The 26,290-nt window shown below is 62.3% G+C and carries 29 protein-coding genes; 6 read left to right on the top strand and 23 right to left on the bottom strand.

Going from position 1 to position 26,290, the window contains the following annotated elements; genetic code table 11:
• Position 1: 1 nt before the first annotated feature.
• The 11 genes from FB598_RS01500 to FB598_RS01450 form a co-directional block, all read right to left on the bottom strand.
• The gene (locus FB598_RS01500; protein WP_141911950.1) at positions 2-502 is read right to left on the bottom strand and encodes a hypothetical protein; all 501 of its coding nucleotides are present in this window, start codon (positions 500-502) and stop codon (positions 2-4) included.
• Positions 499-1,881 carry a FliI/YscN family ATPase gene (locus FB598_RS01495; protein WP_255463921.1) on the bottom strand — a complete coding sequence of 461 codons (1,383 nt, stop codon included), beginning with the start codon at positions 1,879-1,881 and terminating at the stop codon, positions 499-501. Before FB598_RS01495 ends, FB598_RS01500 begins: the two co-directional genes overlap by 4 nt.
• Complete coding sequence (locus tag FB598_RS01490) at positions 1,875-2,954, bottom strand: FHA domain-containing protein (protein WP_141911947.1); 1,080 nt, start codon at positions 2,952-2,954, stop codon at positions 1,875-1,877. The genes FB598_RS01495 and FB598_RS01490 overlap by 7 nt, the downstream gene beginning before the upstream one ends.
• 95 nt (positions 2,955-3,049) lie before the next feature.
• Entirely contained in the window at positions 3,050-3,481 is a 432-nt protein-coding gene (locus FB598_RS01485) for a hypothetical protein (protein ID WP_255463922.1), read from the bottom strand.
• Positions 3,482-3,579: 98 nt separating this feature from the next.
• Positions 3,580-4,512 carry a hypothetical protein gene (locus tag FB598_RS01480; protein ID WP_141911944.1) on the bottom strand — a complete coding sequence of 311 codons (933 nt, stop codon included), beginning with the start codon at positions 4,510-4,512 and terminating at the stop codon, positions 3,580-3,582.
• Between the two features lie 180 nt (positions 4,513-4,692).
• Positions 4,693-6,771: a type III secretion system export apparatus subunit SctV gene (sctV, locus tag FB598_RS01475; protein WP_255463923.1), complete on the bottom strand. Its 2,079-nt coding sequence runs from the start codon at positions 6,769-6,771 to the stop codon at positions 4,693-4,695.
• A 5-nt stretch (positions 6,772-6,776) separates the two neighbouring features.
• Complete coding sequence (locus tag FB598_RS01470) at positions 6,777-7,070, bottom strand: hypothetical protein (RefSeq protein ID WP_255515708.1); 294 nt, start codon at positions 7,068-7,070, stop codon at positions 6,777-6,779.
• Between the two features lie 4 nt (positions 7,071-7,074).
• Entirely contained in the window at positions 7,075-7,530 is a 456-nt protein-coding gene (locus tag FB598_RS01465) for a hypothetical protein (protein WP_221292299.1), read from the bottom strand.
• The gene (locus tag FB598_RS01460) at positions 7,527-7,856 is read right to left on the bottom strand and encodes a hypothetical protein (protein ID WP_255463924.1); all 330 of its coding nucleotides are present in this window, start codon (positions 7,854-7,856) and stop codon (positions 7,527-7,529) included. Before FB598_RS01460 ends, FB598_RS01465 begins: the two co-directional genes overlap by 4 nt.
• A gap of 48 nt (positions 7,857-7,904) precedes the next feature.
• Positions 7,905-8,300: a hypothetical protein gene (locus FB598_RS01455; protein WP_141911937.1), complete on the bottom strand. Its 396-nt coding sequence runs from the start codon at positions 8,298-8,300 to the stop codon at positions 7,905-7,907.
• A gap of 60 nt (positions 8,301-8,360) precedes the next feature.
• The gene (locus tag FB598_RS01450; protein ID WP_141911934.1) at positions 8,361-9,524 is read right to left on the bottom strand and encodes a hypothetical protein; all 1,164 of its coding nucleotides are present in this window, start codon (positions 9,522-9,524) and stop codon (positions 8,361-8,363) included.
• Positions 9,525-9,631: 107 nt separating this feature from the next.
• Between FB598_RS01450 and FB598_RS01445 the strand changes: the two genes are divergently transcribed.
• Positions 9,632-10,396 carry an RNA polymerase sigma factor gene (locus FB598_RS01445; RefSeq protein WP_255463925.1) on the top strand — a complete coding sequence of 255 codons (765 nt, stop codon included), beginning with the start codon at positions 9,632-9,634 and terminating at the stop codon, positions 10,394-10,396.
• 18 nt (positions 10,397-10,414) lie between these two features.
• On the opposite strand, the gene FB598_RS01440 is transcribed toward FB598_RS01445, so the two are convergent.
• The 8 genes from FB598_RS01440 to FB598_RS20615 all read right to left on the bottom strand — a co-directional run bounded on the left by FB598_RS01440 (position 10,415) and on the right by FB598_RS20615 (position 16,230).
• Positions 10,415-10,840 (bottom strand): hypothetical protein, encoded by a 426-nt coding sequence (locus FB598_RS01440; RefSeq protein ID WP_255463926.1) that lies wholly within the window; start codon positions 10,838-10,840, stop codon positions 10,415-10,417.
• 133 nt (positions 10,841-10,973) lie between these two features.
• Positions 10,974-12,545 carry a class I SAM-dependent methyltransferase gene (locus tag FB598_RS01435; protein ID WP_141911932.1) on the bottom strand — a complete coding sequence of 524 codons (1,572 nt, stop codon included), beginning with the start codon at positions 12,543-12,545 and terminating at the stop codon, positions 10,974-10,976.
• Between the two features lie 59 nt (positions 12,546-12,604).
• Positions 12,605-12,760, bottom strand: a complete 156-nt coding sequence (locus FB598_RS20625; RefSeq protein WP_183405769.1) for a hypothetical protein — start codon at positions 12,758-12,760, stop codon at positions 12,605-12,607.
• Between the two features lie 59 nt (positions 12,761-12,819).
• Positions 12,820-13,413 carry a hypothetical protein gene (locus FB598_RS01430; protein WP_141911931.1) on the bottom strand — a complete coding sequence of 198 codons (594 nt, stop codon included), beginning with the start codon at positions 13,411-13,413 and terminating at the stop codon, positions 12,820-12,822.
• 62 nt (positions 13,414-13,475) lie between these two features.
• Entirely contained in the window at positions 13,476-15,245 is a 1,770-nt protein-coding gene (locus FB598_RS01425; protein WP_141911930.1) for a hypothetical protein, read from the bottom strand.
• A gap of 291 nt (positions 15,246-15,536) precedes the next feature.
• Entirely contained in the window at positions 15,537-15,710 is a 174-nt protein-coding gene (locus FB598_RS20620) for a hypothetical protein (RefSeq protein WP_183405770.1), read from the bottom strand.
• A gap of 51 nt (positions 15,711-15,761) precedes the next feature.
• Entirely contained in the window at positions 15,762-15,971 is a 210-nt protein-coding gene (locus FB598_RS01420) for a hypothetical protein (RefSeq protein WP_141911928.1), read from the bottom strand.
• 106 nt (positions 15,972-16,077) lie between these two features.
• Positions 16,078-16,230 carry a hypothetical protein gene (locus tag FB598_RS20615; protein ID WP_183405771.1) on the bottom strand — a complete coding sequence of 51 codons (153 nt, stop codon included), beginning with the start codon at positions 16,228-16,230 and terminating at the stop codon, positions 16,078-16,080.
• 262 nt (positions 16,231-16,492) lie between these two features.
• Here FB598_RS20615 and FB598_RS01415 point away from each other — a divergent pair, with 262 nt between their 5' ends.
• Positions 16,493-16,903, top strand: a complete 411-nt coding sequence (locus FB598_RS01415) for a hypothetical protein (protein WP_141911925.1) — start codon at positions 16,493-16,495, stop codon at positions 16,901-16,903.
• 178 nt (positions 16,904-17,081) lie between these two features.
• On the opposite strand, the gene FB598_RS01410 is transcribed toward FB598_RS01415, so the two are convergent.
• The 4 genes from FB598_RS01410 to FB598_RS01395 form a co-directional block, all read right to left on the bottom strand.
• On the bottom strand, positions 17,082-17,489 hold the full coding sequence (locus tag FB598_RS01410; protein ID WP_141911922.1) for a type III secretion chaperone CesT: 408 nt from the start codon (positions 17,487-17,489) through the stop codon (positions 17,082-17,084).
• A gap of 723 nt (positions 17,490-18,212) precedes the next feature.
• Positions 18,213-18,776, bottom strand: a complete 564-nt coding sequence (locus tag FB598_RS01405; protein WP_141911919.1) for a hypothetical protein — start codon at positions 18,774-18,776, stop codon at positions 18,213-18,215.
• A 73-nt stretch (positions 18,777-18,849) separates the two neighbouring features.
• Complete coding sequence (locus FB598_RS01400) at positions 18,850-19,755, bottom strand: hypothetical protein (protein WP_141911917.1); 906 nt, start codon at positions 19,753-19,755, stop codon at positions 18,850-18,852.
• A gap of 60 nt (positions 19,756-19,815) precedes the next feature.
• Positions 19,816-20,562 (bottom strand): SDR family NAD(P)-dependent oxidoreductase, encoded by a 747-nt coding sequence (locus FB598_RS01395; RefSeq protein ID WP_141911914.1) that lies wholly within the window; start codon positions 20,560-20,562, stop codon positions 19,816-19,818.
• Between the two features lie 127 nt (positions 20,563-20,689).
• On the opposite strand from FB598_RS01395, the gene FB598_RS01390 reads away from it, so the two are divergent.
• The 4 genes from FB598_RS01390 (at position 20,690) to FB598_RS20610 (ending at position 25,977) form a co-directional block, all read left to right on the top strand.
• Positions 20,690-22,075, top strand: a complete 1,386-nt coding sequence (locus FB598_RS01390; protein ID WP_141911912.1) for an aminotransferase — start codon at positions 20,690-20,692, stop codon at positions 22,073-22,075.
• A 91-nt stretch (positions 22,076-22,166) separates the two neighbouring features.
• Positions 22,167-22,856: a hypothetical protein gene (locus FB598_RS01385; protein ID WP_141911909.1), complete on the top strand. Its 690-nt coding sequence runs from the start codon at positions 22,167-22,169 to the stop codon at positions 22,854-22,856.
• Between the two features lie 266 nt (positions 22,857-23,122).
• Positions 23,123-25,771, top strand: coding sequence for a hypothetical protein (locus FB598_RS01380; RefSeq protein WP_141911907.1), 2,649 nt, complete (start codon positions 23,123-23,125; stop codon positions 25,769-25,771).
• 29 nt (positions 25,772-25,800) lie between these two features.
• A complete protein-coding gene (locus tag FB598_RS20610) occupies positions 25,801-25,977 on the top strand; it encodes a hypothetical protein (RefSeq protein ID WP_183405772.1) in 177 nt (58 codons plus the stop codon).
• Positions 25,978-26,290: the final 313 nt, after the last annotated feature.

The raw sequence follows: 26,290 nt of genomic DNA, 5'->3' as shown, positions 1-26,290 counted from the left end.
GTCAGGCCTCCGCGTTCTGGGCCAATGCCAGCGCCTTCATTTCATCGCGCAGCACGGTCAGTTTCTCTTGCTGTTTATTGGCCCCCTGGACCCGGTCGCGCGCGGCGAAGAAGGCAGTGCCGGCCTGGCGGCAAGTGCGCGCCAGCGCCAGGCATGCCAGCCGCATTTCGCCGGCTTCCAGCTTCATCCGCTCATACACCGACTTGGCCCGCTTGAAGTCGGCATTGGTGAGGCCCATGCTGAAGAAGGCAGCACGCGCGCTCATCCACTCGGACTGGGCGCGCGACTGCAACTGGCGCCAATCCTGCTTCTTGCCGGACAATTGCTGGCGTATCTCGCGCCACGCCTGGCGCGCTTCGTTGCGTTCCCGCTCCAGGCGCGACAGGCGCTGCTTGCGCACATGCAGCAACTGGTCCAGCCGCCGATCCGGCTTCTTCATTTCGGCCACATCGATCACCTCGCGCTTGCCAGCCCGCGCGCCGAAGCCGGCGCCGATTCTCATCGGGCCATCTCCATCAGGGTATCGAGGGTTTCCTGGAAGTCGGAGCTGCCGCTGGTGTCCTGGCGCAGGAAGCTCAGTTGTTCGGGGCGCAATTCCATCGCGCGGTCGGCCACCGGATCAGCGCCGGACTTGTACTCGCCGAGGCGGATCAAGAGTTCCATCTCCTGGTAGCGCGCCATCAACTCACGAAATTGCGAAGCGGCCTTGCGATGCTCGCGCGAGGTGACATTGCTCATCACCCGGCTGATGCTGGCCAGCACGTCGATGGCCGGATAATGGCCCTGCTCGGCCAACTTGCGCGTCAGCAGGATATGCCCGTCCAGCAGCGACTTTGCTTCGTCGCCGATCGGGTCCGATGCCGACTCGCCGTCGACCAGCACCGTGTACATGGCCGTAATCGAGCCCTGCGGCGTGCTGCCGGCGCGTTCGATGAGCCGCGGCAGCATCGTGTAGACCGATGGCGTAAAGCCGCCGCGCGCCGGCGGTTCGCCTGCCGCCAGCCCGATCTCGCGCTGTGCCCGGGCAAACCGGGTCAGCGAGTCGACCAGCAGCAGCACCTTCATGCCGCGATCGCGGAAACCCTCGGCAATGGCGGTGGCGGTGAAGGCGGCACGCGAACGTTCCATCGAGGTGCGGTCGGAGGTGGCGCAGACCACCACCGTCTTGCGAATCAGCTCTTCATCGAGCTCGTGGTCCAGGAATTCGTTGAGCTCCCGGCCGCGCTCGCCGATCAGGCCGAACACGATGGCCTCGGCCTGGCAACCGCGCGCAATGGCCGCCATCAATGTGGTCTTGCCGCAACCGGGGCCGGCAAACACGCCGATGCGCTGTCCGGTGCCCATGGTCAACAAGCCGTCGATGGCGCGCACGCCAGTGGCCAGCGGGGTCGAAATACGGGGCCGGCTGGTCGCCGCGGGAGCGTCGCGGATCACCGGCGACATCGCACGCCAGGTCGATACGTTGTCGCGCGCCGCCGGCGCCTGGAACATCCAGCGGCCAAAGCCGTCCAGCACGCAACCGAACAGATGGTCGCCCACCTCGATCGAATGCGAACGCCGCAGCGGTTCGATCACGGTACGGGTCGACACCCCTTCCAGCGGGCTCAAGGCCGACAGGATGGAGGCCTTGTCGGTAAAGCCGACTACCTCGGCCAGCATGGTCTTCTCGGGCTGCTCGGGATTGAACAGGTTGCACAGCTCGCCGATCTGCACCGGCGGCATATGCGCTTCGATCAGGGTGCCCAACACTTGGGCCACCCGGCCCTGGCTGGAAAATCCCGGGCGCCGGGGCAGCCCCGACTGCCATTCGGGGATCCGCGCGCGCACGTCGTCGAGCCGTGCGCGCACGTCCTCCTGGAACACGCGAGGATCCATCACCATGACACGTTCAAGGCATGCTTGCCGGTGAACTTGAGCTGGTTGCCGGCCACGGCGGCGAGCCGCATGCCGCGGTATTCGTCGCCCACGTAGAGGCGCCGCCCGTCGTCGGTGACGATGCTGGGGTCGTTGCCGGTAATCACCTGGATGATGCGAAACGGCAGCATCGATTCCGGCGAGCCGATCTTGACGTTGATCGGGAAATCGATCACATAGGTCTTCGAGAATGTCGTCAGCATGCGTTGCAGGCGGTCGGCGTCGTCTTCACTGAGGGCGCCGCGAATGGTCCATTCGCGGCGATCGACCTCGAGCATGACGCGATGGAGCAGATCGACCTCTGCCAGCCGCTTGCGCAGCGCCGCCTCCAGTTCGTCTTGCGGCAACTTGCGCGGCAACGACGCCAGGCGCTTGATCTCGGCTTCGTTGGCGCGCGCCTCGGCGGTCAGTTCCTTGGGATGGCTGGTCAGGCCGTAGGCGGCCGCGCCGGTCAGCGCAGTGGCAATGAAAAACGGCAGCAGCACCATCTTGTAGCCGCGCGAGCGGCGACTAGCCGGCTCGCTGCCATGCGCCGGCATGGCCTGTGCCAGCGGCTGGGGCGCGGTGTCTTGCGGCGCCGGTTCGACACGCTCGCCCTCTGCGGCAAAGTCCGGGTGCTCGGGATGGCCGTTAGCACCAGCAGCGGCAGCAGCGGCACCGTCGGCAGCCTCCGCAGGCTCGTCCGGCGCCTCGTCGGAAACCGCTTCCTCGCTATCGGTGGGCTCCGGCGGCGGGTCGCTCCAGGGCACGTTCTCCTCGACCACGGTGATCCAGATATGATCGACGCGAGCCAGTGCGCCCAACGCCAGTTGCACCACCTCGGTGGGCCGGTTCGACTCGGCGCGACGAATGCGGCCATCCAGCGCCGACAGCGTCCAGCCGCCATCGGCCAGCGCCAGGCTGGCATGACGGCCGACGATGCCGGGGTCGGCCAGCACCACATCGGCGTCTTCATCCGCGCCCAGCAGGCGGGCGCTGCCATCCAGCAGGGGCAGCGTGGCGCCCCGGTGATAGCCATTGAGAATACGCAGTTCTTGCATGATCTTGCTCCATCAGACGTTCAACCGCGTGGGCGGCGACCGCCGGCCACGCTCTGCTATCTGAGTGCCCGGCGGCTGGGCGACGGTTCCACCGCTTACTTGAAGGCGCTCTTGAGCAAGGCCATGAAGAAATTGTCGGTGGTGTGACGTGTGGCCGGGTTACGTGGATCCCAGTCGGGATTGTCCATATTGGCCAACGCGCCCATCACCATCGCTTCGGCCAGCTCGCGGCGCTTGCGCGCGGCCTCCTCGCGTTGCTGACCCGCAGCCCGCAACGAGATCGCCGTCACTTCCTGTTCGGGACGGCTCTTGAGCAGCGCCGGGGTGCGTTTTTCCTTTTCGGCCAGCGTCTGCGTGACCTCGTCCATCATCGCATTGACAAACGAGAAGCATTTGTCGCGCAGTAGGTCGAGATCGCGCGCGAGATGCTTGTCGCGGGCGGCGCGTTCGATGATCGCCATCGCATCTTCATGCGACATCGGTGCGATGGGCTCTTGAACGTGCGATTGTTTAGCAGCCAGGCTCATGTGTTAGCTCCGTTTTCACCACGATTGAGTACTTAGATCCGCGCCAGTAAAGCGATATGTGACCGGGATCTGGTCGGATTCATGCCGCGCTGCGGCGATCAGGAACGACGCGTAGTCGGCGACGAACCGGACGTTCCCGCACGCCTCTGCTCTTCAGTTTCATCTTGCACTGTCGCTTGCCGATTCGGTCGGTTCTCCGCCGTGGGCGACGGCGTGCTGTTGCGCCGGTTCTCATATTGCATCGAGGGCTCGAACCCAGCCGACTCCTCGAACAGCGGTTCGCCATTGGGCGCCAATTCCGGTTCGTAGGCGTTGCCGCCATGGCCGTGTTCATGGCGCAAGTTTGGCCTGGGTGCCGTGCCGATGTTATTGTTTATCTGGTCACGCGTCCTTTGCTGGAACTGACTGTCGTTCATCACCAGTTCATAGATCTGGTGACCGAAGTTTTCGTCGGAAGGATCGAGCATGGCAACGTAGTCCCTGAGATGCGACGGAATCGAACTAGGCACGACCGGCGGGGGGCCGTTCATGTTGTTACGCAGATACTCTTGCTGGTCCAGCTGGTACGTTCTGAGTTCCTGGTGGATGTGGTCGCTGTCCATCCGGTCGAAGATGCGTTGCAGGCCCGACATGATTCCGTGCTGGAACATGTGCAGCATCGGTTCCATCTGCGTACCGATATTCTCGCCGGAGAACCTCGCCCCCACGCGCTGATGCCCATGCGTTGCGTGCGGCGGGACATGCGCCGGGTCTTGCCGCTGCGGTGCGCCGTACACACTCTCGACCGCCCTAAAAAAGTTGTTGTAGCTGGGACCAATACTGAACACACTCCTGGCCAGGCCTGCAGCCAGGCGCATCGGATTGACCCCCGACGTTTCGTTTCGCAGGCCTTGCCCCGCGCGCTCCCAGGAGGGCGGCCGCCGCTGTGTACCGGCATGGTGGCCGTTGGGTGGCGTCGGTGCGCCCGTCGGATCGATATTCGTATTGATTCTGTTATTTCCACCTAGTGAAAATCCGTTTGGAAATGGCATGTCGTTCCTTTTGCGCGTCGGTGCCGGCGCATGCGCCAGGCGCGCCCCGCGCGCATATCAATCGGGTTGGTGATAAGGTCTTCGGCTTGGGACCGAAGCAGGCGAACGTTCGTCACCTGGTTTCTCTTATGTATGTTCGGGACCTGTGCGCCGGTTCCGCGACAACCGGAAATATTGGTCTCACACCTCAATCATCCCCACCGGCTTGACCTTGGCATGCTGGGTCAGCTCCGAGAACGCGAACACCGGCACCGGGAAGAACTCTTCCTCGATCAGCTTGCGCACCGAACGGCGGATATCGGCCGCCGTCACCAGCACCGGCGGCACGATCGGCGTGCTGACATTGGTCGACAGGTCGTTCAGTCGGTCCAGGATCATCTGCTCCAGTTCGGAATCGATGTCGAGGTAGCTGCCCTGGCTGGTCTGGCGCATGGCGTTGCGCAGCTGGTCTTCCAGCTCGGGCGACAACAGGATCACTTCGATCAGGCCGTCGCGCGAGGCCTCGAAGCACAACTGGCGCTTGAAGGCCAGCCGCACATAGTCGGCGATGACGTCGGGATCGCGCTCCTTGGGCGCCCAGTCGAGCGTGGTCTCCAGCAACAGCCGTGCATTGCGCAGCGACACGCCTTCCCGCGTCAGGCGCTGCACCACCTCGGTCAGGCGCGGCAAGGTCACGGTCTTGACCACTTCCTTGCCCAGTTCCGGATAACGCCTTTCGGCCCAGCGGGTAAAGCGGATCACTTCGTTCACGCCGACGAACATCTGGCAGTTGCGCAACATCTCGACCTCGATGTCGGAGGCGAACACCTTTTCCCAGGGTTCGGCCAGCAGGCCGGACTCGGCCAGCTGTTCGGGACTGTCCGCCTTGACCCACACGCGGCGCCGGCGGGAACCGGGAATGTTGCGCTCGAACGCCTGGAAGCCAAGCTCCTGGACCCGTTCCAGCGATTCGCGGGTGGCGCTCCAGCCAAGCATGATCTCGGCATCCACCAGCGGCACTTCGGACATCATGAAAAACACGCGTCCTTCCGGCACCGCGGCGGTGAATTCGAAATCGATAGGCTTCAGGTCGGGGATCCCGCGCCGTTCCAGCATGGCATTGCGCATCAGCCGCACCGCCGTGCGGATCACCTCGGCCTCGGCCCGGGTGCGCATCGACTCGTGCATGCGCAAGATGAACGGCGTCACGGCGGCGAAGCTGGTCAGGTCGACGATACCGGCGTTCTTGCGCTCGGATTCTTCCGATTCGCGCGCCATCTCGGCATCGGCGATCGGTTTGAGAATGCCGACCACGCCGGCCACGCAAAGTCCGACCGCCAGCGACACGAAGATCGCCGTGGGCATGCCGGGGATCAGGCCGAACAGCAGCATGATGCCTGCCGCCGTCAGCAGCGCCTTGGGTTCGCCGAACAATTCACCGGCGATGTCGCTGCCGATGTTGGTTTCCCCCTCCTGATTGTCGTCGCCGACCCGGGTGGTGATGATACCGGCGCCCAGCGAGATCAGCAGCGCGGGGATCTGCGCGATCAGCGCGTCGCCGATCGACAGGATCGAATAGACCTGCATCGCCTGGCCGGCATCCATACCGCGCTGGATGATACCGATCGAAATGCCGCCGATCAGGTTGATGGCAACGATGCAGATGCCGGCGATGGCGTCGCCCTTGACGAACTTCATGGCGCCATCCATGGCGCCATGCAGCTGGCTTTCCTGGCCCAGGTGGGCACGCTTGGCCTTGGCTTCCTCTGGCGTGAGGATGCCGGCGCGCAGGTCGCTGTCGATCGACATCTGCTTGCCGGGCATCGCGTCCAGCGAAAATCGCGCCGATACTTCAGACACGCGCTCCGACCCTTTGGTGATCACGATGAATTGCACCACTGTCAGGATCAGGAAGATCACCAGGCCCACCACCAGGTTGCCGCCCACCACGAAATTGCCGAAAGTCTCGACGATGTGACCGGCATCGGCTTCAAGCAGGATCAGGCGGGTGGTCGATACCGAAATGGCCAGGCGAAACAGCGTGGTCAGCAACAGCACGGCCGGAAACGTGGAGAAGGCCGTCGGGCCGGGCATGTACATGGCCACCACCACGATCAGGCCCGAAGCACACAGGCTGAACGCGATCAGGATATCGAGCAGCCAGATCGGCATCGGCAGCACCAGCATGAAGACGATGCCGATCACCAGGCCTGCCGCCATCAGCTCGGCGCGCTTGCCGAGCTGGATGGCGATCTTGTTGAGCAGCATGACGACGCTCATGGCTTTCATTGCAGTCCCCCTGCCAGGTCGCCCTGGATGCGATTGTGTTGTTGATATTGCAGCCGGCGCAGCACCAGGTCGACCCAGGCCGCGTTGTCGGGAGTGCGCATGGCGCGCAGGCGTCGCTGATCGACCGGCTCCAGCACTTCGGCCGCCGCGAGGTCGTGCATCAGGCGCAGCTTTTCATGTTCCGGCCACAGCTGCAGGCAGCCGGCGGCCAGTTCGAAGGCCTCTTCGTACTGATAGGCATTGAGGTGTCCCCACACCAGTCCGAGCGCGGTCAGCAGCTCCGGCTGCATGCCGTCAGCGGGTCTTTTCCGGCGCATCCTGCCCCTCCCCTTCGACGATCGTCGATTCTGCTTCGCTGCGCTTCATCTGCAACCAGCGCAGTCGCATCTGGACTGCCTTCTCGACCTGGCGCAGCGCCGCCATCATCGGTCGCCGCGGCTCGCCCTCGGCCAGGCTCAGCGCATGTTCGACCATCATCCGTTGCAGGCCGCGCATGGACGGCACCGGGTCGCCGCGCCAGACCGGATTGTCAGAGGTCAGCGCCGGCCCCAGAAATTCCTTGAGCATCTGCTGCAGCGGATCGACAGGCAACTCCAGCGCCGGCAGCGAAACCGCTTCTTCCTCCTGCGACAGCAGCGGGCGCGCCTTGAGCAGCGGCGTAAGCCCGCTGGCGCTATGTATCTCGGCCAGTTCGCCGGGGTCGATCGGCTGCGGGCTGCCGACCCCGGAGGAGTTGATGCGCGCGTTCAATTGAGCAGCTCCAGCGCCGCTTCAAGCTGGCGGTCGAGTTCGTCGCCGCCGTCTTCTTCTTCCGAGCTCAGGCGCCTGATCACATACATGCCGCCATCATTGAACAGCGCCGGCAACCAGCCGCCGAATGTTTCCAGCTCGGCGCCGCGCCGGCGCAACAGGTCTTCCGGCCGCATCGGCGCCTCGGCGCTGACGCCCATCGCAATCAGCATGCTGGCATCGAGCGGATAGGCGAACACGTGGATCCCGTTGTCGAGATGGCTCATGGCGACGGCACGCTGGATGCGCGCCTCGCCGATCAATTTCATGACCAGTTCTTTCATCATTACCCGCCTTTTCTGATTTCACACCCCGTGTCATCGCCGCCCGCCCCGTCAACCCGGCCGCGCCATCGATTTGCTCCGTGCCCGTGCCGCATTGTTGTTCTCGCTGCGATACTGGGCATCGAGCTCGACGCGCCACGCGTCCTCGCGCAACTCTTCCTGGGTCGGAAAATTGGACATCCCGGCCTGCAGCACCGTGATCTGCCGGCTCAATTCATCGAGCAGCTCACGCCGGGCGTTGAGCTTGTCCTGCGCCCAGATCGTCAACGGCAACTCGGCAATCGCGTCGCGCACCAGCCGGTAGGCGCGCGCCCGCGTATTCTTGTCGATGCCGGAGATATCGACGATCTGCGCCATCAGTTGCGGCACCTTGCCCTTCCCCCAGCCTGCCTCCGCCGCCGTCAGCAGGATCACGGTCAGGCCCACGGCATCCACCTTGATTTGCATTTCTCACCTTTTCAGAAGAAGACCGCCCAAAGGCGTGCGGCGGCGCGCATCGTCCCTGTGTCAGTGCTTCAGCTCCGAGAGATTCACCAGCAGCCGCCTGGCCACGCCCCAGGTCGAGCGCAATTGCATGAAACATTTACTGTCCGAGATAGCCAGCGCATAGGCGCCCCGGTTGCGTACCGGATTCTTTCGCAGGTTTTCCTGGTTCAGCGTGGAGCCGACCATCTGGCTGCAAATCACGTCGGCCATCTCGATGAAGCAATCGGGCGCGTTGCGTTGCAGCGCGCGCGCCATGACCGCCACCGACAGCTCGGTTTCGATTTCGCTGTCGCGCGGGGCGCCGACGATGATCCGCATCTCGCGCCGCAAGGCTCGCGGAGGTTCGAGGCTGGGGTCGCCGGTCTCGGCCACCTCCATCACTTTCTTGAATTCGCTCCTGATCTCGCCCATGCGGCTGCGCACCAACGAACTCAGGATCTGCGATACCGAGTTCTTGACCTTGCCGGCCTTGAATCGATCGGCAGCTTGCAGATCCGGTTTCTGCTGCTTCGCTTCGAGCTCGATCCTGGCGCGCAGCATGGTGCCAACCGCGTCCAGCACGCTGGGCTGCGCCGCCATCCGCCTCTCGACTTCTTCCCGCGCTTCGCGATCTTTTTCGCGCGACTGCCCCAACTGGCGCTCGAGCAGCGCGGTCGGGTTGAACATGGCCGGGGCATGACGGGCCACCGTCTCGACCGGCGAATCCAGCAGCGACCACTCTTCCTCGCCCTCTTTCTTTTCGCTTTTATCCTTGCTTCCGCGCCGCGCGGATTGCTGTTCGCGTTGCTGTTGGCGCGGGTTCGCCGGAACCACGAAGTGTCTCAGCGTCTTCTTGCTGAAGCTCAGGTTGCGCCAGCCTGCAGACGAGTCGACCGACTCCATCGGCACGACTTCGGTATTGCCCAGCGTGCCCGGCGCCTGTCGTAGCTGATGCTGCTTCTGGGTCGGTATGCGCGACGGCGTCAGTCCCGTCTGGCCGGGCTGGCCAGTCTGCGGCTGCGGTTGCGGCTGCGATATCGAGGGATTGAAGGATTTGAATGTCGCCATGATGCCCTTGGGTGGTGCCGTCGCGGTGAGCGGTTCCATCGAGGCAGTTGGCCGGTTTTGGGCACCGATCCGGTTCCATGCGCAATCACGTAATTCCTCAACATTCTTCAAAGTCTCACGAATGTTCAAAGATTGCATGTGCCCGTCCGGCGCGCTGCTATCTTCCGTCCCATGCCAGACGAGCGATGCGAAAAAAGCGCGGCGCTCACCCCACCAGACACCGTATTTCGTTCAAGGAGAACGCTATGCAAGCAACAGTTGAATTCGAAGCGATGGAGCTCGACGTACATCGTTTCGCCCTCGGGGCTGCCGCGCAGGAATCGCGTGAAGGCAGCAATGAAGACGAGCCCCAGGCCACACCGCAAGACCGGCAGGCGACGACGCAGCATGTTCAGGCCGATGCCGGCCAGGAGCAGCAGGAAGGCGCCGACGACGCGGCGCCGGTGGTGCAGATCGATATCCTGGCGCTCTATACCAAACACCGCACCCACCTGCTGCGATTCGTGCAGCGCTATGTCGGCAACTTCGAAGATGCAGAGGATGTCGTGCAGAACACGTTCATCGAAGCGGTCAAGTGCGCGCATCGATTCTCAGGCCTGTCCAAGCCATCGACCTGGTTATTTGGCATTGCGCTGAACCTGGCGCGCAACCAGGTCCGCCGCAACAGCACCGATCGTTATGAAATGGTCGATGAAAACTTCATGGAGCAACTGATCGACGCCAGCGCCGATCCCGCCAAACTGTACGAACTGCGCCAGATCGCGCAGAAGGTCGATGACCTGCTAGGTGAATTGCCGCCGCATATCCGCAATACCTTCGAAGCCGTGCTGGATGGCGACGCCACCTACGAAGAAGCCGCGCAGCAGCTGAATATCCCCATCGGCACCGTACGTTCACGCGTGTCGCGAGTGCGCGCAGCAGTACGCAACGAATATGGCAATACGGCGACGGCCGAACAGAGCCCCGCCCGCACAAGCACCCGCAGTACCCAGAATTCGCAACGCCGCTGATGATGCCGATCGCGCGGCCTAGGGGCGGCGCGGCGGCTGAGGCCGGATCTCGTCCAGACATTGCGCGGCGAGATCGGCAGTCACCAGTATTTCGTCCATGACTGCGCGCTCGTCGGTGAGCGTATGCAACGCAATCTTGCGCACCAGGACGTACCGGCCCTCGTCGGCATGCCACAGGAAGTCGCAGGTCCCTGGCGCGGTCTGGCTCAACGCCGCCGGCGCCGACATCGAAGCGATGACCGGCGCGTCGCACGGCGGCAAGGTGGCCGTGACCGACAGGTAAAGGTCGATCCCGGCAGGCTCCACCGAGGTGCGCGTGAGGATCTCGCCGATCTCCAGTTCCAGCACCGGGCGCGCAGCCCGCTCCTGCCCGCAGTACTGCATCAGGTCGAGCAGCAGTTGCCTGACTTCCTGCCCAGAAATATCGTCTTGTTGTTCTTGCAAGATCGTTACCCTATCCGAATGACTTGTCTGCCGATGCGGCGCACCTGCGTGATGGGGCCATTCTAACAACGAAAACGGCCCTTTCAGGCCGTCTTCCCGGTGGGCGGTGTATATCAGGCTGCTTGCCACGGTTTCACTCCGGTTGAGACGCCACATGCGGCGCCATATTCAGGTTTTTCCATACGTGCAATCGCTGCTCGCTGATCGCTTGCGCCAGCGCCAGCAATTCGGTGTGGATTTCTTCGCGCGCCGACAGCGGTACGCCGCCGCGATGAATGTGCGTGCCTTGACGGTGAATGGCCAGCGCCATCGGCGCCACCCACTGTTCCGGCTGCGGCATCGATTGCGATAACTGGTCGAAGGCTACCCGCTGCAGCAGGCCCGACGGCACGCCATTGCCCAGCAGCGGCGACGCCAGCGCCTGGTAACGGTCGGATTCGCCGGAATGCGAGGCGATCAGGCGGTTCAGCCGTTCGGCAGCGCCGCGCGGCTGTCCGGCAGCCGACAAGAAGAACGGCGCTGCCTGGCGCGATGCCGACAACAGCATCGCCATCGCCGCCACTTCGCGCAAGCCACGTCCATGCTGGCGCAGCGCCGGCAGCGCTGCCAGCTCGGCAAATGAATGCGGGCGTTTGCGCAGCGCTTCGATCATCGGCATGTAGGTGTCCTGATCGGCATGGATGTTGCCGATGGCCAGGGGCAGCTCCAGTGTGATGCGCGAGGATGCTTCGGTCAGCGCGATGCCGCAACGTTCCAGCCAGCCGTCACGCTCACGCGGCGTCAGCCGGCGGGCGCCACGCACGAAGATGTCTTCGCGGAAGCTGCTGTTGCAGATCTGGTCCCACACCAGTTCGCGCAGACCGGCATTGGGCTGCTGGGCCAGCAGGTCCTGCTGCGCGCGCGTCAGGTAGAGCGACGGAAAACCATAGGCCAGTTCGGCCGAACCGACGTAGTCCATCTTGGCCTGCGCCATATCCTGGATCACATCGATGGAAAACAGCGCATCCCAGCCCTGGTTCAGGTATTCGTGCGCCAGGTAGCCCGGATCGTCGGTGTCCAGCGCCTGCAATCGGCGTTGCAGGCCATTGAACTTGCCATTGGCAAATGCCGCGGCGCCGCCATCGACCAGCGAGTGCACGAGCGCATTGCCCTGGCTCAGCTGGGCCTGGCGGCCGTAGATGTCGTTGCGGCCGAATTCGCGCAGCATGCGCTGTAGCGACAGTGCCGAACTCCATCCAGGCAAGGCGTTGTAGTTCAGGTAGACGATGCCGCCCGGTTTCAGGTAGCGGCGCAGGAACTCGACGATGAAGCCGCGGTTCTTGCGGTCTACCCAGCTGTAGACGCCATACATCGTGACGAAGTCGAATTGGGGCAGCGCGATCTCGCCCTTGGCCATCTCTTCGAAGCTGCACTCCAGGACCTTCAGGTTATCCAGCCCGGCCGCCGCCGCCATGTCCTGGGCGGTGCGTACCTGGGTCGGCAGGAAGTCGACCGCATAGAAGCGGCCCTGCGGATTGGCCGCGGCCAACACGTTGGAGGTCAGGCCCTGTCCGCATCCCAGTTCCATGTAAGTGAACTCGCCGTCCAGCGGCACCGGCTCGATGCCTTGCGCCAGGCAGGCAAAACTCAGATGCACCGGGCTTTGTTCGGGGAAGAAACCCACCGGATAATCGATGCCGTGCACGTAACCGTTACTCCACTCCATTTTGTTCTCCGGTTGTATTCGTCAAAAGGCGCCGCCAACGGCCTCGCCGCAGGCCAGGGTCACTTGCGCGGCATGCGCCGGATGCGGTGCCAGTGAAAGTGTTCGTCCAGGTCAGTCCCGGTTTCGCTGGCCGTCAGCGCACGTCGCAACGGCGAGTCGACGCCGAAAGGATCGCTAAGGGAAAAGTCATTGCCAAATGGGAGATCGTCTTTCATCGCATTCATCCTTTTGTCAAAAATTGCCGATTGCCTGGACCCGTTGCATGTATGCCTCTTTATGCCGCATACGGCCCCATGAATTGGTGGTATGCCGGGGAAAAGCCCTTCAGCAGGGTCACCATCACCCGTTCCTTGTCGCGCAAAGCGCGCTTGGTGTCGCTGCCCATCGTCGCCGCCGGGGCGCTCGATACGGATTGGGCCTGCTTTTGCGCCGGTGTCGTCGCGGCACCGGGAATCCTGGTCCGGTGCGCAAGCTGTGCTTGTATCGGATTGTCCGCTGACACCTCTTGATGGATGGCATCGATGGCATTGTCGCCATGCGTCATCGATTGCAGTGGCGGCACTTCGGCGGCAGCCATCGGGGGCGCGCGCAACATGTCTGCGTGGCTGCGGGCGCTCCTGCTTCCGGACGACTGCAGCGACTTGTAAAGCTTGTTACCGATCGTGCCTATGTATCTCGGATTCAACACCACGAGCGTCGATGGCTTTCGGGGCTGATCGTTGACCGGTGATTCGGCTGGCGCATCTGTATTGGCAGGCGAATACCGGGCGTCCATATAGGCGCCGTATTGTTTGAAAAAATTGGCGTTGGACCGGGCGTTTGATGCGTACGTCACCGTTGCCAACGTGGGTCGGATTGCGCTGATCATTGTGCTTCTCTCATGCTGCGCGACCCGGCTCACCGGGCCGCGCTACTCTAGCCGTGCCGCCGTCAGGCAGACACGGTGCCGTCCTCGACGGCATCTTGGGCGTCGGTCGTGCTCAACTGGCCGTCATGCTTGCCGGTATGGGCCGCTTCGATCTTCTTGAACAGCTCGGCATCGTTGGCCATGTAGGCCTGGGCGGCTGCCTGGACTTCAGGCGTGACCTGCTTGGTGTTGCCGTCCTTGTCGGTGAAGTAGCCGGTCTGGGCCATCTGCAGCATCTGCTGCGACGACAGCAGATCGATCTTGTTGTCCTTCTGGTACTGCTCGATCGTGTTCACCGCACTGGAATCGGTTGGCAGGTTATTGCCTTGTCCATTGCCATTACCGAAGCCATAACCGTTGCCCTGGCCATTGCCGTAACCATTGCCGTAACCATTGCCGTAACCATTGCCGTAACCGTTGCCCTGGCCGTTGCCGTAACCATTGCCATTACCGGTGCCCAGCGTGCCATCCTTGCGCGCCTCGTCCGGATCGCCCTGGCCCAGTTGGCCATCATGCTTGCCGTCGGTGGCTGCTTCGATCTTCTTGAACAGCTCGCCGCCATTGGCCATGTAGGCCTGTGCAGCGGCCTGCACTTCAGGCGGCACCTGCTTGGTGTTGCCATCCTTGTCGGTGATATAGCCGGTCTGCGCCATCTGCTGCATCTGCTCGACCGACAGCAGGCCGATGTTGTTGTCCTTCTGGTACTTCTGGATGGTATCGACGGCGCTGGAATCGGATGGCAGGTTGTTACCCTGGCCAAACTGCGACGGATCGAAATTGAAACTGTTGCCCTGGCCGAACTGGAAGGGCGAACCATTGCCGTAACCGTTGCCGTAACCGTTGCCCTGGCCGTTGCCATACCCATTGCCGTAGCCTTCGGCGATGGTGCCGTCCTTGACCGCTTCGGTGAAGTCGACCTGGCTCAGCTTGCCATCGTGCTTGCCGTTGAGCGCCGACTCCAGTTTCTTGAACAACTCGCCGCCGTTATCCATGAACGCCTGGGCCGCCGCCTGCACTTCGGGCGGCACTTGCTTGGTATTGCCGTCCTTGTCGGTGAAATAACCGGTCTGCGCCATCTGCTGCATCTGCTCCGACGACAGCAGGTCGATGTTGTTATCTTTCTGGAACTGGTTGATGGTCTTGGCCGCGTCGTAGTCGTCCGGCTGGTCCTTGGTGACGTGGCCGTTCATCAGCGCCTGCAGGATGAAATCCATCGGCAGGCCCGGCTGATACTGGCCCGAGCCCTGGCCGGGAACATTGGACAGGCTGCCATCCTGGAGCGCGTCGCTGTAGTCGACCTGGCTCAGCAGGCCATCGTGCTTGCCGTTGTGGGCCGACTCCAGCTTCTTGAACAATTCGCCGCCGTTGTCCATCATCTTCACGGCGGCCAGTTGCACCTCGGGCGGAACCTGCTTGGTGTTGCCGTCCTTATCGGTGAAATAGCCGGTCTCGGCCATTTGCTGGACCTGTTTCGACGACAGCAGGTCGATGTTGTTATCTTTCTGGAACTGGTTGATGGTCTTGGCGGCGCCCGATTCCGACGGCAGCCCACTACTACCATTTCCATTCGCGCGTGCCTGCCCCATCAGTTCGCGCAGGATGTTCTTGAGGACATCCGGGATGTTCAGGTTGTCCAGGAAAGCACTATCCTGCTGTTGCGACGAATTGCTGAAGAGGTGGATATCGCAATACTCCTGCGAGTTTCCATTACTTGGCCTGTAGTTACCGGGGTTGCCGGTAGGGCCATCGGTCACGTAGGTCTGGGTGGTGGTAATGGTGACTGTTGTCGACATACTGATCTCCAAAAATTGAGGGCTCGAACTACAATGGCGCCGCGCTACCGCGCGTTACCTGCGGACCTCGCCGTTGCCTGTCGACGACGTGCGAAAAACCAGGGATAGCGGACTCGTTTCTTGAGTGACAGGGCGAGTTCGTTAGTTCCGGCCTACCTACGGCGCGCGTACCGGCGCGCCCGATGTCGCCGGCGAGCCGGCATCCGGCTCCCTTGGCGATCGGTATGCAGCCATGACAAGCGCCCGGCGTTCCCCAGTGGGGAAAGCCGGGCGCGGCATGGGCATCGCACCTCAGATCGCGGCCTGCGCCGTCTCTTCAGCCTTCTTCATGAATTTGGCAAAGACGTTGACGTTGTCCACGTCGGTCGCGGCTTCGTTGGTGGCGCGCACCGTGCTGGCTGCGTCCGATGCGGCACGGCGGATCTGGCCGCGTGTGTTCACGGATGAGTCGAATGAATTCTGCATGATGTCCTCATGAACAAAACCAGACACATGGGATGCGCCGCATCCAGTGCCTTATTGCTGATCGTTGATGTTCTTCGCCATGGTGCTGAACACCTTGAGCTTGGCCAACGAAGTCGCTTGCTGGGATACCCACAGCTGGAATTCCATGGCCTGCTCCGAGCCCGCCTGGGCACTTTGCACCGACGAATTGACCGCGCCTTGACGCAGCGTGGGATTGCCCGATGTTTGGGCGCCGTTCATCTGACTTTGAAATGTGGCCATGACCAGAAATCTCCTGCAAGAAAAAATAAACGAGGGCGGCCTCTGGCGAGGCTAGCGAAAGCGGATCAACTGCAATCCGTCTGCGCCGCCCTCAAAAAGCAACTCTTTAGATGAGCTGCAACGCGTAGTCGCGACCCTTCTTATCAAACTTCGCATAAGCATTGGCCGCATCGACCATGCCACTCATTTCATTAGTCGCCAAAACGTCGCCAGTCGCCTTCAACGCACCGGCGCCAGAAGCTGCGGTCTGCATACTCATAGAAACCTCCAATAAGATAAGAAAATTAACAAATACCGCGCTGCACCTTCACCAGGGCGGTCCACCTTATGTGGAACCGACCCGAATGACAGTTCCACCCTGTTTTCAACAAATGCGGCGGCTTTTCTTGCAGTCCCGCCGTATGGGGATTTTCCGGATTGCAGTTTCGAATTGCCGGATGGCGGAACTTTGTGTCCGGCCACTGTCACCCACGATGGCAGTCCCCGGCTTTCCCCTAACATTTTTCTCGTAAGGATTTAGCATGAGCATGAATATCAGTTTCAATGGCGGTCCATCCGGCGTTCCGACCAATAACGACACGCCTTCGCAAAGTCAGATCGACGGTTTCAAAAAGGGCTTGGAAGGCAAGTCGAACGAAGACCTGATGAAAGGCCTGCTGGATCCGAAGACTCCCCAATGGCAGAAAGACGCCATCCTGCAGGAGATGCTCAACAAGGGCGCCAAGTCGGACGAAGCGTCGGGCGCCGGTCCGGAAGCCGGCGACGAACGGGAAAAACTGCTCAAGAAACTGATGGATGGCACCATCTCCGACGAAGAGCTCAAGAAACTGGCCGGCCTGATGGGCATGAAGCCGGAAGACCTGAAGGCCATCCAGGGTGCATTGCAAGGCCAAAGCGTTGGCCAACAGGACGCCGACATCAGCGGCGGTTGATATCGTGGATCGGGCCAGCCGCTGGCAGGCGGCGCCCGCTGCATGCGCGATGACATGCCCCGCCTGGCGCGGGGCATGTGCATTTGAGGCCGGAAAAACGGCAGAAAAACGGCAGAAAAACGGCAGAAAAACGGCAAGAAAAAGCGCACACCTGACCAGGTGCGGCGCGACATGGCAGCTAGCGTTCGATGAAGTGATCCGCGCCCCAGCGCTTGGCCATGGCGGAAAAGAATTGCAGCAGTTCCAGGGTAGACCGCGCCTGCTCGTCGTCCTGCAGCGGAAACCGGCACATCAAGGTGATGCGATCGTTCGACGCGTCATGTGAAAACACTGGCGCGCATACGCCGAACAGGCGGCTCTGGGTGTGCAGCAGGCGCAGCAATATCGACTCGCGCGAGGCCACCGGCAATACGCCGAAGACGCAATGCATGATGACGCTGTCCGGCGCCAGCAGACCGCCGTGGAACAGGTGGAATTCGATGCCGTCGATGCTCAGATGCGCGGCCTGTGTCATCCCTGGTGCGGCATCGATACCGAGCGTGACATACAGCCGCTCTACCAAGGCCCGATAGCGTTCTATCGACATACCCCTTCTTTCTTCTTATTGATCTGGCATAAGGAGCGCCGCAATGGGCGCCAGGCGCGCGTTGCGCATTCAGCCTGCGCAAAAAAAATCCCGCCCCGGCGCGCACCGAGACGGGAATACCTCACGACATCATTGGATATCGGTGTTTTCCTTCTTTTTTTCACCACCACCTAAGACAGCCTCACCAGCTTTCATAGCGAGGTCCACGCCAGGAAGCATCTTCAGCAAAGGCAGAGCAGGCAACATAATGATTCTCCTAAAAGGGTGATTGGGACCTATCTGTCGTAACGCAATGAATGTTAGTTCCGCAAACGCCGATGATCGATGATGCAATCGGGCGCCCGCCAATTGCCCTTCGTGTCTGCCCACGCAGGCGGCGGACATGGCCTCTGGGCATGCGCGCGGCGGCGCCGGCAGATCGCAGCAGGCCGACACTGTGCGCGCCTGGTGGAGCCACTGTGGGGCTTTATCGGGCCTTTACAGGGGCCGACGCTCGTTCGGTCGACGTCGACAGGAATGGCCGGCGGCATCCACCATGGCGTCGACGCGAAGACCCGGCCCGGACGTGGCCGGACATGCGACTGGCGCTCACAGGATGGCATCGAAGGTGAAGCGGACGAGAGACAGTACCGGGGATGCGACGTGACGCGGCGCAGACGTGGCGGTAAGGGAAACGATGCGATACCGGGCAATGCCACCCCCGATCAGGGGATGGCATGCCGCTCAAACGGAAGGGGATGACAGCAGTACGGATAGCAGGTTGCCGCCCTCTTCGGCGTAGGACACCGGATTTGCCGGATCCCAGCCAATTTCATTGAAGTTATGGATGCCCGCCACGGCGAGATACTGCGCCATCAGGCGGCGTTCGTCATGATTGCTGCCGGAGCCGGCGAGATTGCGCCGCGAAGCCGCCATCAGGTCTCGTACCTCCATCGCGGCGCCCATTCTCAGGTTACCGGACACGGCGCTGGAAACGCCGACCGGCACCCACTGCTGCGCGTCGTTGAGCAGGGCCGTGAAACCCTGTTCTGCCTCGCTGCGCAGACGCTCGAAATCGTCAGCGAAGCGAGGATCGCCGATCATTCCGGCCAATACCTCCGGTCGCATCAGCGCCTCGTCCGGCCCGGGTTCAGGCAGCGCCGCCAACGGCGCCGCGGGCACCGCGGCCAGGTCGCCCGCCTCATCCTCCCCGGCCTCCAGGAGGGGGCGCTTCATGGAAGAAAACAGCTCCTCCAGCATCGCAGCCATGTTGTCCGGTAGCTCACCGGACACGTCATTATCTTGCATGATTTACCTTATCGTGTGCGCATCGCGGCCTGAGACGCCACTGCGCCGATACGACCGCAACGCATGGTTGGCCTCAGGAAGCGCGCCCTCCGGCCGCAGGCGGCCGGCGTACCAGCTCCTGTGAGAACGATGGCGGGGGCTCGATCTGCTTGGGTTTTGTCTGCTGTGCGGGCACATCGTCATCGATCTCCTCGATCACGGCGGGCCTCGCTTCCTGTCTCTTGATGACGGCGCTTTCACCGTGTTGTCCGTTGGTCCCGGCTCGCCCCGGCGTCGGCATGATATTGCCGTCGGCATCGGTATACAAAGTCCTGGGCACCGGTTGGCCGCCTGCGGCCGGATAAAGAAATGCCTGGTGTTGCCTAATCCCGCCCTCAAGCGGCTTTCCGGCATCCATGGCGAGCATATGGCCATTGGAATTCCTGATCCAATCCCAGGTCTTCTGCTGGGCGGGCTCCCATGTCTTGCACCGCTGGAAGCCACGTTTGTCGGGGCCGGACCATTCGGTCTGCGTGACCCTGTGGCTCTCACCCGCCACCTGAATCGCGTGCCACCGTTGCTGCCCCACCATGGCGCTGATGCTACTGGTATTGCCACTGAAGATCTCGCGCGACAGCGAGTGCACGCCAGGCGGGAACAACGTCTTGCGAAATTCCTTTTTCTGTTCGTCGCGTGCGCTGTTGATATGCGACAGACCGTGCTCTCTCACATAATTTTCCGCCTGCTCGCACAATTTCTTGAAAGATGGGTTATTCCGCATCAAATCCATCATTCTCCGGACCCTCGGCATCACGTTCTGCATGGCAGCGCTCATCCTGGGATTACCGGAAAGCGCCTTCGCCGCGCTGGCAGGATTGACATTGCGAAACACCGACGAATGCCGCGAGATTTGGCTGGAAACACTCTTGGCCAGTGGCGCCAGCGCGCTCGATATCGCACTGCCGGCAGCCCTGACGGTCATTGGATTGACAATTGCCACGATGACTTCCTTTGAAATGGGTGGAGACCGCAACGAAATGCTGGGAACGCCTTTCTGTCGTCAGCCGGGGCGATCCGGTTCCATCAGCGGCGGCAGCGCCATGACCGGCTGCCGGCCATAGTGCTGATCCAGCATCAGCTCGACCAGCCGTCGCGCGCATGCCCGGGGCGATTGCAACTGTCCGGATCGATGCAATTGGTCGAATTCGCCGCGCAGCGGAAAGGCAGCGCCGTCGGCATGGCGCAGCTGGCTTTGCATGTCGGTATCGATCACGCCGGGGCTGACACTGGCCACGCGCAATCCGGGGCGAGGCCCTCGGCTCTCCTGCCACAACGCGCGCGCATGCTGGTCGAGCGCCGCCTTCGAGGCGCAATACACGCTCAGGGCGGCATATGCATCGGTGCCCACGCCACTGGAGATGTGCATGATCCGGCGCTCGTGCGCGGCCAGCGCGAGCACCCGTTCGGCCAGCATCAGCGGCGCCTGGACGTTGAGCGCCAGCGCCTGTGCCACCTGGCGCGCGCCGAGCGTTCCCGCATAACCCAACGGCCCGGCGCAGGCGGCATTGTTGATCAGCAACACGGGCTGCGCGGCGTCGGCGAATTCGGCCAGCAACGGCGTTTGCAATACGGCCGCAAGCGCGCCGGTATCGCTCAGGTCGACGCTGATCTGGCGCAGCCTGGCCCCGCATTGCGCCGACGCGGCGGCGCCGCGCGCCAATCCCAGCACATCCACGCCGCGTGCCAGCAGTTCATGCGCCAGCGCCTGGCCAAGGCCACGACTGTGACCGGTGATGATTGCCTTCAATGCCGCTCCTGTTCCAACGTTGCCATGTTCGGGAACCCGGCCCTGCCGACGTTCCACCTATCTGCTGTCAGTGCGGCGCCGCGCGCCGCGCATCGCCCATGTATCAGCTCTCGCCGACAGGACAATCATGAATCATTTCATCGGGCACGCATTGGCCCAAAAAGATTACCGTGAGATCCATACCACCCGCCATCTGCTGCCGTACGAAGACCATGCTCACATCGACCCCGCGCAAACGCGCGTGATGGTGCGCGGCCGGGGTCTGTATCTGTGGGACGATCGGGGTAACCGGTTCCTCGATGGCATGTCGGGCATGTGGTGCACCGCCGTCGGTTATGGCAACCGCGAACTGGCGCAGGCGGCCTCGACCCAGATCAAGGATCTTTCCTATTGCGGCCAGTTTTTCAATACCACCCATCCCGCCGTGGCGGAGCTGTCGGCGAAGCTGTTCGACCTGTTGCCGGGCACCTATAGCCGGGTGATGTACGCCAACTCGGGCTCCGAGGTCAACGAGACGATGATGCGCGTGGTGCGGCGCTACTGGCAGGTCGCCGGGCGGCCATCCAAGCGCATCTTCATCGGCCGCGAGAACGGCTATCACGGCTCGACGCTGGCCGGCTCCTCGCTTGGCGGCATGCCATCCATGCATGCCATGGATGGCGCGTTGCTGCCAGGATTCAGCCATATCGCCCAGCCCTACTGGTACGGCTATGACGGCTATCTCACCGAATACGAATTCGGCCAGGCCGCGGCGCACGAACTCGAGATACGCATCCTCGAACTGGGGGCCGAGAACGTTGCCGCCTTCGTCGCCGAGCCGTTCCAGGGCGCCGGCGGCATGATCTATCCGCCTTACAGCTACTGGCCCGAAATCCAGCGTATCTGCGACCAGTACGACGTGCTGTTATGTGCCGATGAAGTCGTCGGCGGCTTCGGTCGCACCGGAAAATGGTTTGCGCACGAGCACTTCCGCTTCGAACCCGACACCATCTCGCTGGCCAAGGGCTTGACCTCGGGCTACGTTCCGATGGGTGCCCTGGTGCTGTCACGGCGCATGGCCGAAGCCATGGCAGATCACGGCGGGGTCCTGGCCCACGGCTTCACCTACCAGGGTCATCCGGTTGCCGCAGCGGTGGCGCTGGCCAACCTGCGCCTGCTCGATGAAGGCGGGCTGGTGCGCCAGGTCGAACACGAAACCGGCCTTTATTTTCAGCACTGCCTGCGCGAGCAATTCGACGGCCACCCGTTGGTGGGCGAAATCCAGGGCAGCGGCATGATCGCGGCGTTGCAGCTCTCGCCCAACCCCGGCGACAAGGCCCGTTTCGTCAACGAAGCCGAAGTCGGCTTTTATTGTGCCCAGCAGGCGCTGGAGCAAGGCCTGATCATCCGTGCGTCGGCCGCGCGCGTGATCATGGCGCCGGCCCTGATCGCCACCCGCGCCCAGCTGGAATGGATGGTCGACAAACTGGCCGTGGCGGTTGACGCCACCGCGCGCGCGGCCGGAGTGATGTAGCCAGGAACCCGACGTTGCCGCTGCGCTACTCATGTATACCGGCCGCACGGTATGGCCGCCATACATCAACCGCAAGCGGGGAGCGTCCATCATGTTAGATCCGACCTATTCCGACCATCGCGCCGAACCCCGCCTGTGGGGACTGGTAAAAGCCGCCGACGGCTGCCTGCCCGGCGAAGAGAGCCACAAGACGTTCTATATCCGCAACGGCGACCAGGCCGGAGTGCTGGCCTTTGCCTCGGCATTGGACGCCGAGATCTATCGCCAGCAATTGCTGGGGCTTGGCCTGCCGGGCTGGCAACGGGCTCCGCTGGAGAACATCGACCTGGACCGCATCATGTCCGGCCAACCGCAACAGCAACGCAAGTTGATGCTGGCGCTGGGGTTCTTCGCATCGGATACCAACGACCTTCTGCTCGACGATCAGCAGATGCTGATCACACCGTTGTTGCCGGTGCCGGTGCGCCTGGCACATACGCTGCATGGCCTATCGCAGCTGCACATCGAGCGTGAGGTGCTGGACTTCGTCGAACAGTGGTGGGATCGCGTGGGCGGCGAGCACTACAGCGGCCAGGTGCGGATAGCCGCCTGCTGGAGCGATCTGCAACTGGCGCAAAGCGCGCGCAATGCGCTGGCGTGCGCGGCCATGGAAAGTGTGCGGCGCTATCACGCGATGTGGAAGGAAACCGGCGGCGGCGACGAGTGCGCTGTATTTTCGCCGGATACCGGCGCCTGGCATTTTTCGACCTTGCACGGGCCGCGCCAGCGCGCGCTGCATTAAATCGATTTTCCGCCTTCCATCGAATCCGGCTCTGCGGCCGGAAGCGCTTCATAGTGTTCGCTGGAACCAGCGCACCGCTCCCGGAGACAGATGGCTACTACACGTATGGCGCCATGCGCCGCGTGTAGCGACGCACCGGTCGATATTGCATCGTGCGTCTTTTCATCGAACGAATATATCGCGCCATTGACCCGTTCGGTTCCCGATGGCCACTTTCTCCGGTTCACCGCGCGACTGCGCGAAGCCATACAGCAGGAATCCATATCATGCAAAGAAACAATTTCCCGTATCCAAATGGGCATATCCCGGGCTACCACACGAACTACCCGAACAGTCCAGCCCCAGCCTATCCAGTTGTCCCGGCTCCCTATGCCAACCCCTCGGTTCAGGACTATGCAGGACCGGTCGCGCGCCCGGTGCACAGGCGCGTGACGCCTCCGGATGCGACGTTTTACGGCAGTAGTCAATACCAGCGGCTTTCGGCCAGGTTTACGCCTTCGTCTGCCAGGTCTGAACAGCAAAATCCTTTCACGCCGCTGGCGCCGTTACCGCCGCCAAGCCACTATCTGCAGGCCCCTCCAACGCTGCTCCACAACCCTTTCTTCGTTCGCTCTGCCGCCCCGGACCCATTGCAGTTCGAGTACACCACGGACGAGATAACTCTTTTACGCTCTGCCGGATTCCGTCATGCAGACCGGCAGCGCCTGGGCAACTGCCCCGACGCCCAGTTCCGGTTTGTGATGCGTCATGCAACATGGCTCGCCGAACATCGGTTCACGCCCAGCGACATGCTTGGAACGGCACGCCTGGCGCCCGCCCAACGCCATTTCGTGGCGCAAAAGGCCCGCTCTCTGCGGAATATGGGCTTTACGCCCATCGACATGAACGACCTGGCGATCATGTCGGATAGCAAGCGGGAGTTCATCCTCAGCCATGGCATGCGACTGCGCGCCACCGGATTTTCGCCCCTGCAAATGATGCTGCTGGCCAACCGCCCCAACGATGAGCGCCGTTATGTCGTGGTGTACGGCGTAGAGTTGCGCGAGCGCGGCTACAATTCGGTGCAGATCCGGCAGCAGGCGATTCGTCCGGAACTGCGCCCCGACCTGACTCCGCGCCAGGCACACGCGGTATCGTCGAGGGCGCAACAGGGCACGGCTTATGCCCCGCATCGGACAGCTCGTCCCGCCGCCATCATCGGCGCCCCCATCCAGCCGACGTTGCCGCCGCCGCGGCGAGTCAGCACCTCGGAAATGGCGCTCAGACAACGCCTCGTCGCGCCGGCCGTGGACGGTAGTTCTCCCCGTCGCGGGCACGTGCAGCTGGAGGAGCAGCCACGCAGGCGCACGACGCCTTCGGCCAATTCGCTCACGTCGGCTGAACGTGAAGGGTTCCTGGCCATCGGGCTGGCGCCGGAAGCGCTCGACCGTCTTGCCCGCTGCAGCGCCACCGTGAGGACCTATGTACTGGCCTATGGCGGCAACCTGTTGGCAGGCGGCATGGCGTTCGAAGAAATCCTGACCATGGCCGAACAGACCTCCGGTGCGGACAACACGCCTGCCACCGGCACAGGTCAACACCCCGGCGCCCAACAGACGCACGGCGGACACGACGAAGAACTGGCGCAGATCTTCTCCCGTCTCTCGACCGAACAAATCAATCAGGACCCGTGGCTGGCGGACTCCGGGAGTGTCCTCCCGCGCTCTGCATCACCCGGGCCTATGGAGAACCCGGTTGTCGCCTATCCCCGAAATAATGCACAGCTGGACGGTACCCAGCTGACGGCGCTTGAGCATGCCCATACGCGGTGGTCATCCCGTCATACCCCCCATGTGACACGCACCAGCGGCGAAGATTTTTATCGCGATACAGTGCCGTTGGCGCTGACGCAGAAAATGGCGACAGCGGATGATCATCCCAACTTGCGTCTGCTGTTGGCCGGCCTGGCTTATGCCGAGGACAACCGCCATGCAGACACGGCGCCGGGCCATCGAGAGCGAGTCAAAGCGCTCACCTCCTACCTGACCAGCACCGATGATCCCGATCTGCTGCGCAATTGCGACTCTGCTGCGGCCGAAGGTGTCACGCATTGCGGTGATCGTGTGGCCTACGGCCTGACACGAGTCGAACAGACCATCCTGCAACGCAAGATCGAACACGGCGAAATGCCTCCGCGCAAGCTGTTCGAGAGCATAGAAAGCGTTTTCCTGCAGCCACGCGTAGAAAACATGGCGGCCTATCTGGCCAATGCGCGCAAGGCACGCGGCAACATACCTGCAACGCGGGCCAATTTTACTCCCGAGAGTTTTTCCGCACAGCTGGAACAGGCGGCCGAGGCCAACTTCACGCGCACCAGAGGCAGTGCCAGGACGACATTGTTCAGTTCAGTTCGAAGCATGATCTTCGGCACTTCAACAACCAACAACGACATCACGATAGACAATTCGGCCTCGGAAAGCCTCGAAATGTATGCAGCGCTGGCGCCGGTACTGATCGGCGAAGGCATCCATCTGGTGGAATCGGCGCGACGCAGCACTTATGGGGCCATGTATTCGATCGATCCGTTGGAGAAGGAGTATGCCCTCAAGGAGATCCGGCGCCATGTTCGCGACGGCAGCGATGACTTCCTCCAGGAATTCGAAGGAAACACTGCGGTAGAGACGATCCTTCGACGCCGGTTCCAGGATGATTTCCGCAATATGCGATCCGAACGGGAACAACTGCAGGATCAGGCAGATGACGCGTTGTTCGATGCCGACGCGCCTCCTGGCACACAGGAAACCGTGCGCGAAGCCATGACGGCACTGGCCACGATGGAAAAGGAATGGTATCGGGAGAAACTGAAGGTCGTGCTGCGCCAGCGCCATCTTCTGAATAATCTTCCACCGCTGGCGCCAGATTTGGCCTTGGATTGAACGGAACCTTTTCTTCATTGGCGACATTCATGAACATGGCAAGCGCGACACTCTTCAACCTGTTGTCGAACGGCGTCTCCGAAAAAGAAATCCCCCCGTTTCGATTCCGGACCGATGACCGCGCTTCCCGCCGAACAGCCACGTTCACCTGGCGCTCCGTTCGGCGGCAAGTAGAAGAAGGCCGCGCCACCTGGTCAGGCGCCTGACCCTAATAGCGCATCCGGCCGCGGCAGAATATCGCCGCGGCCTGTTCCCCGGCATTGGCCGAAACATGCAAGAGACCGGCCCCTTGTTCGCAAGGCTTGGGGGAACGCAACGGCCGGACCAGACAAGCCAGACTCACCGATCAAAGGAGCAAAGTGAAACCGCAGACGACATCGCCGGTCTTGCCTGACGCTTCGCGTGAGGAAGATCAACACTACACGGCTGCAGCGCAAGCGCAGCCAGGCAACCCGGCCCCTGCTGCCGGCGCCCACCGGAAATACGACGTCGACGACCTGTTCGGCGTCTATCCATAAC

The organism is Herbaspirillum sp. SJZ106 (assembly GCF_006715495.1).
In the GTDB taxonomy this organism is placed as follows: Bacteria; Pseudomonadota; Gammaproteobacteria; order Burkholderiales; family Burkholderiaceae_D; genus Herbaspirillum.
Note: the sequence above shows the minus strand (reverse complement) of the source record. Positions and strands in the feature narration are given on the sequence as shown.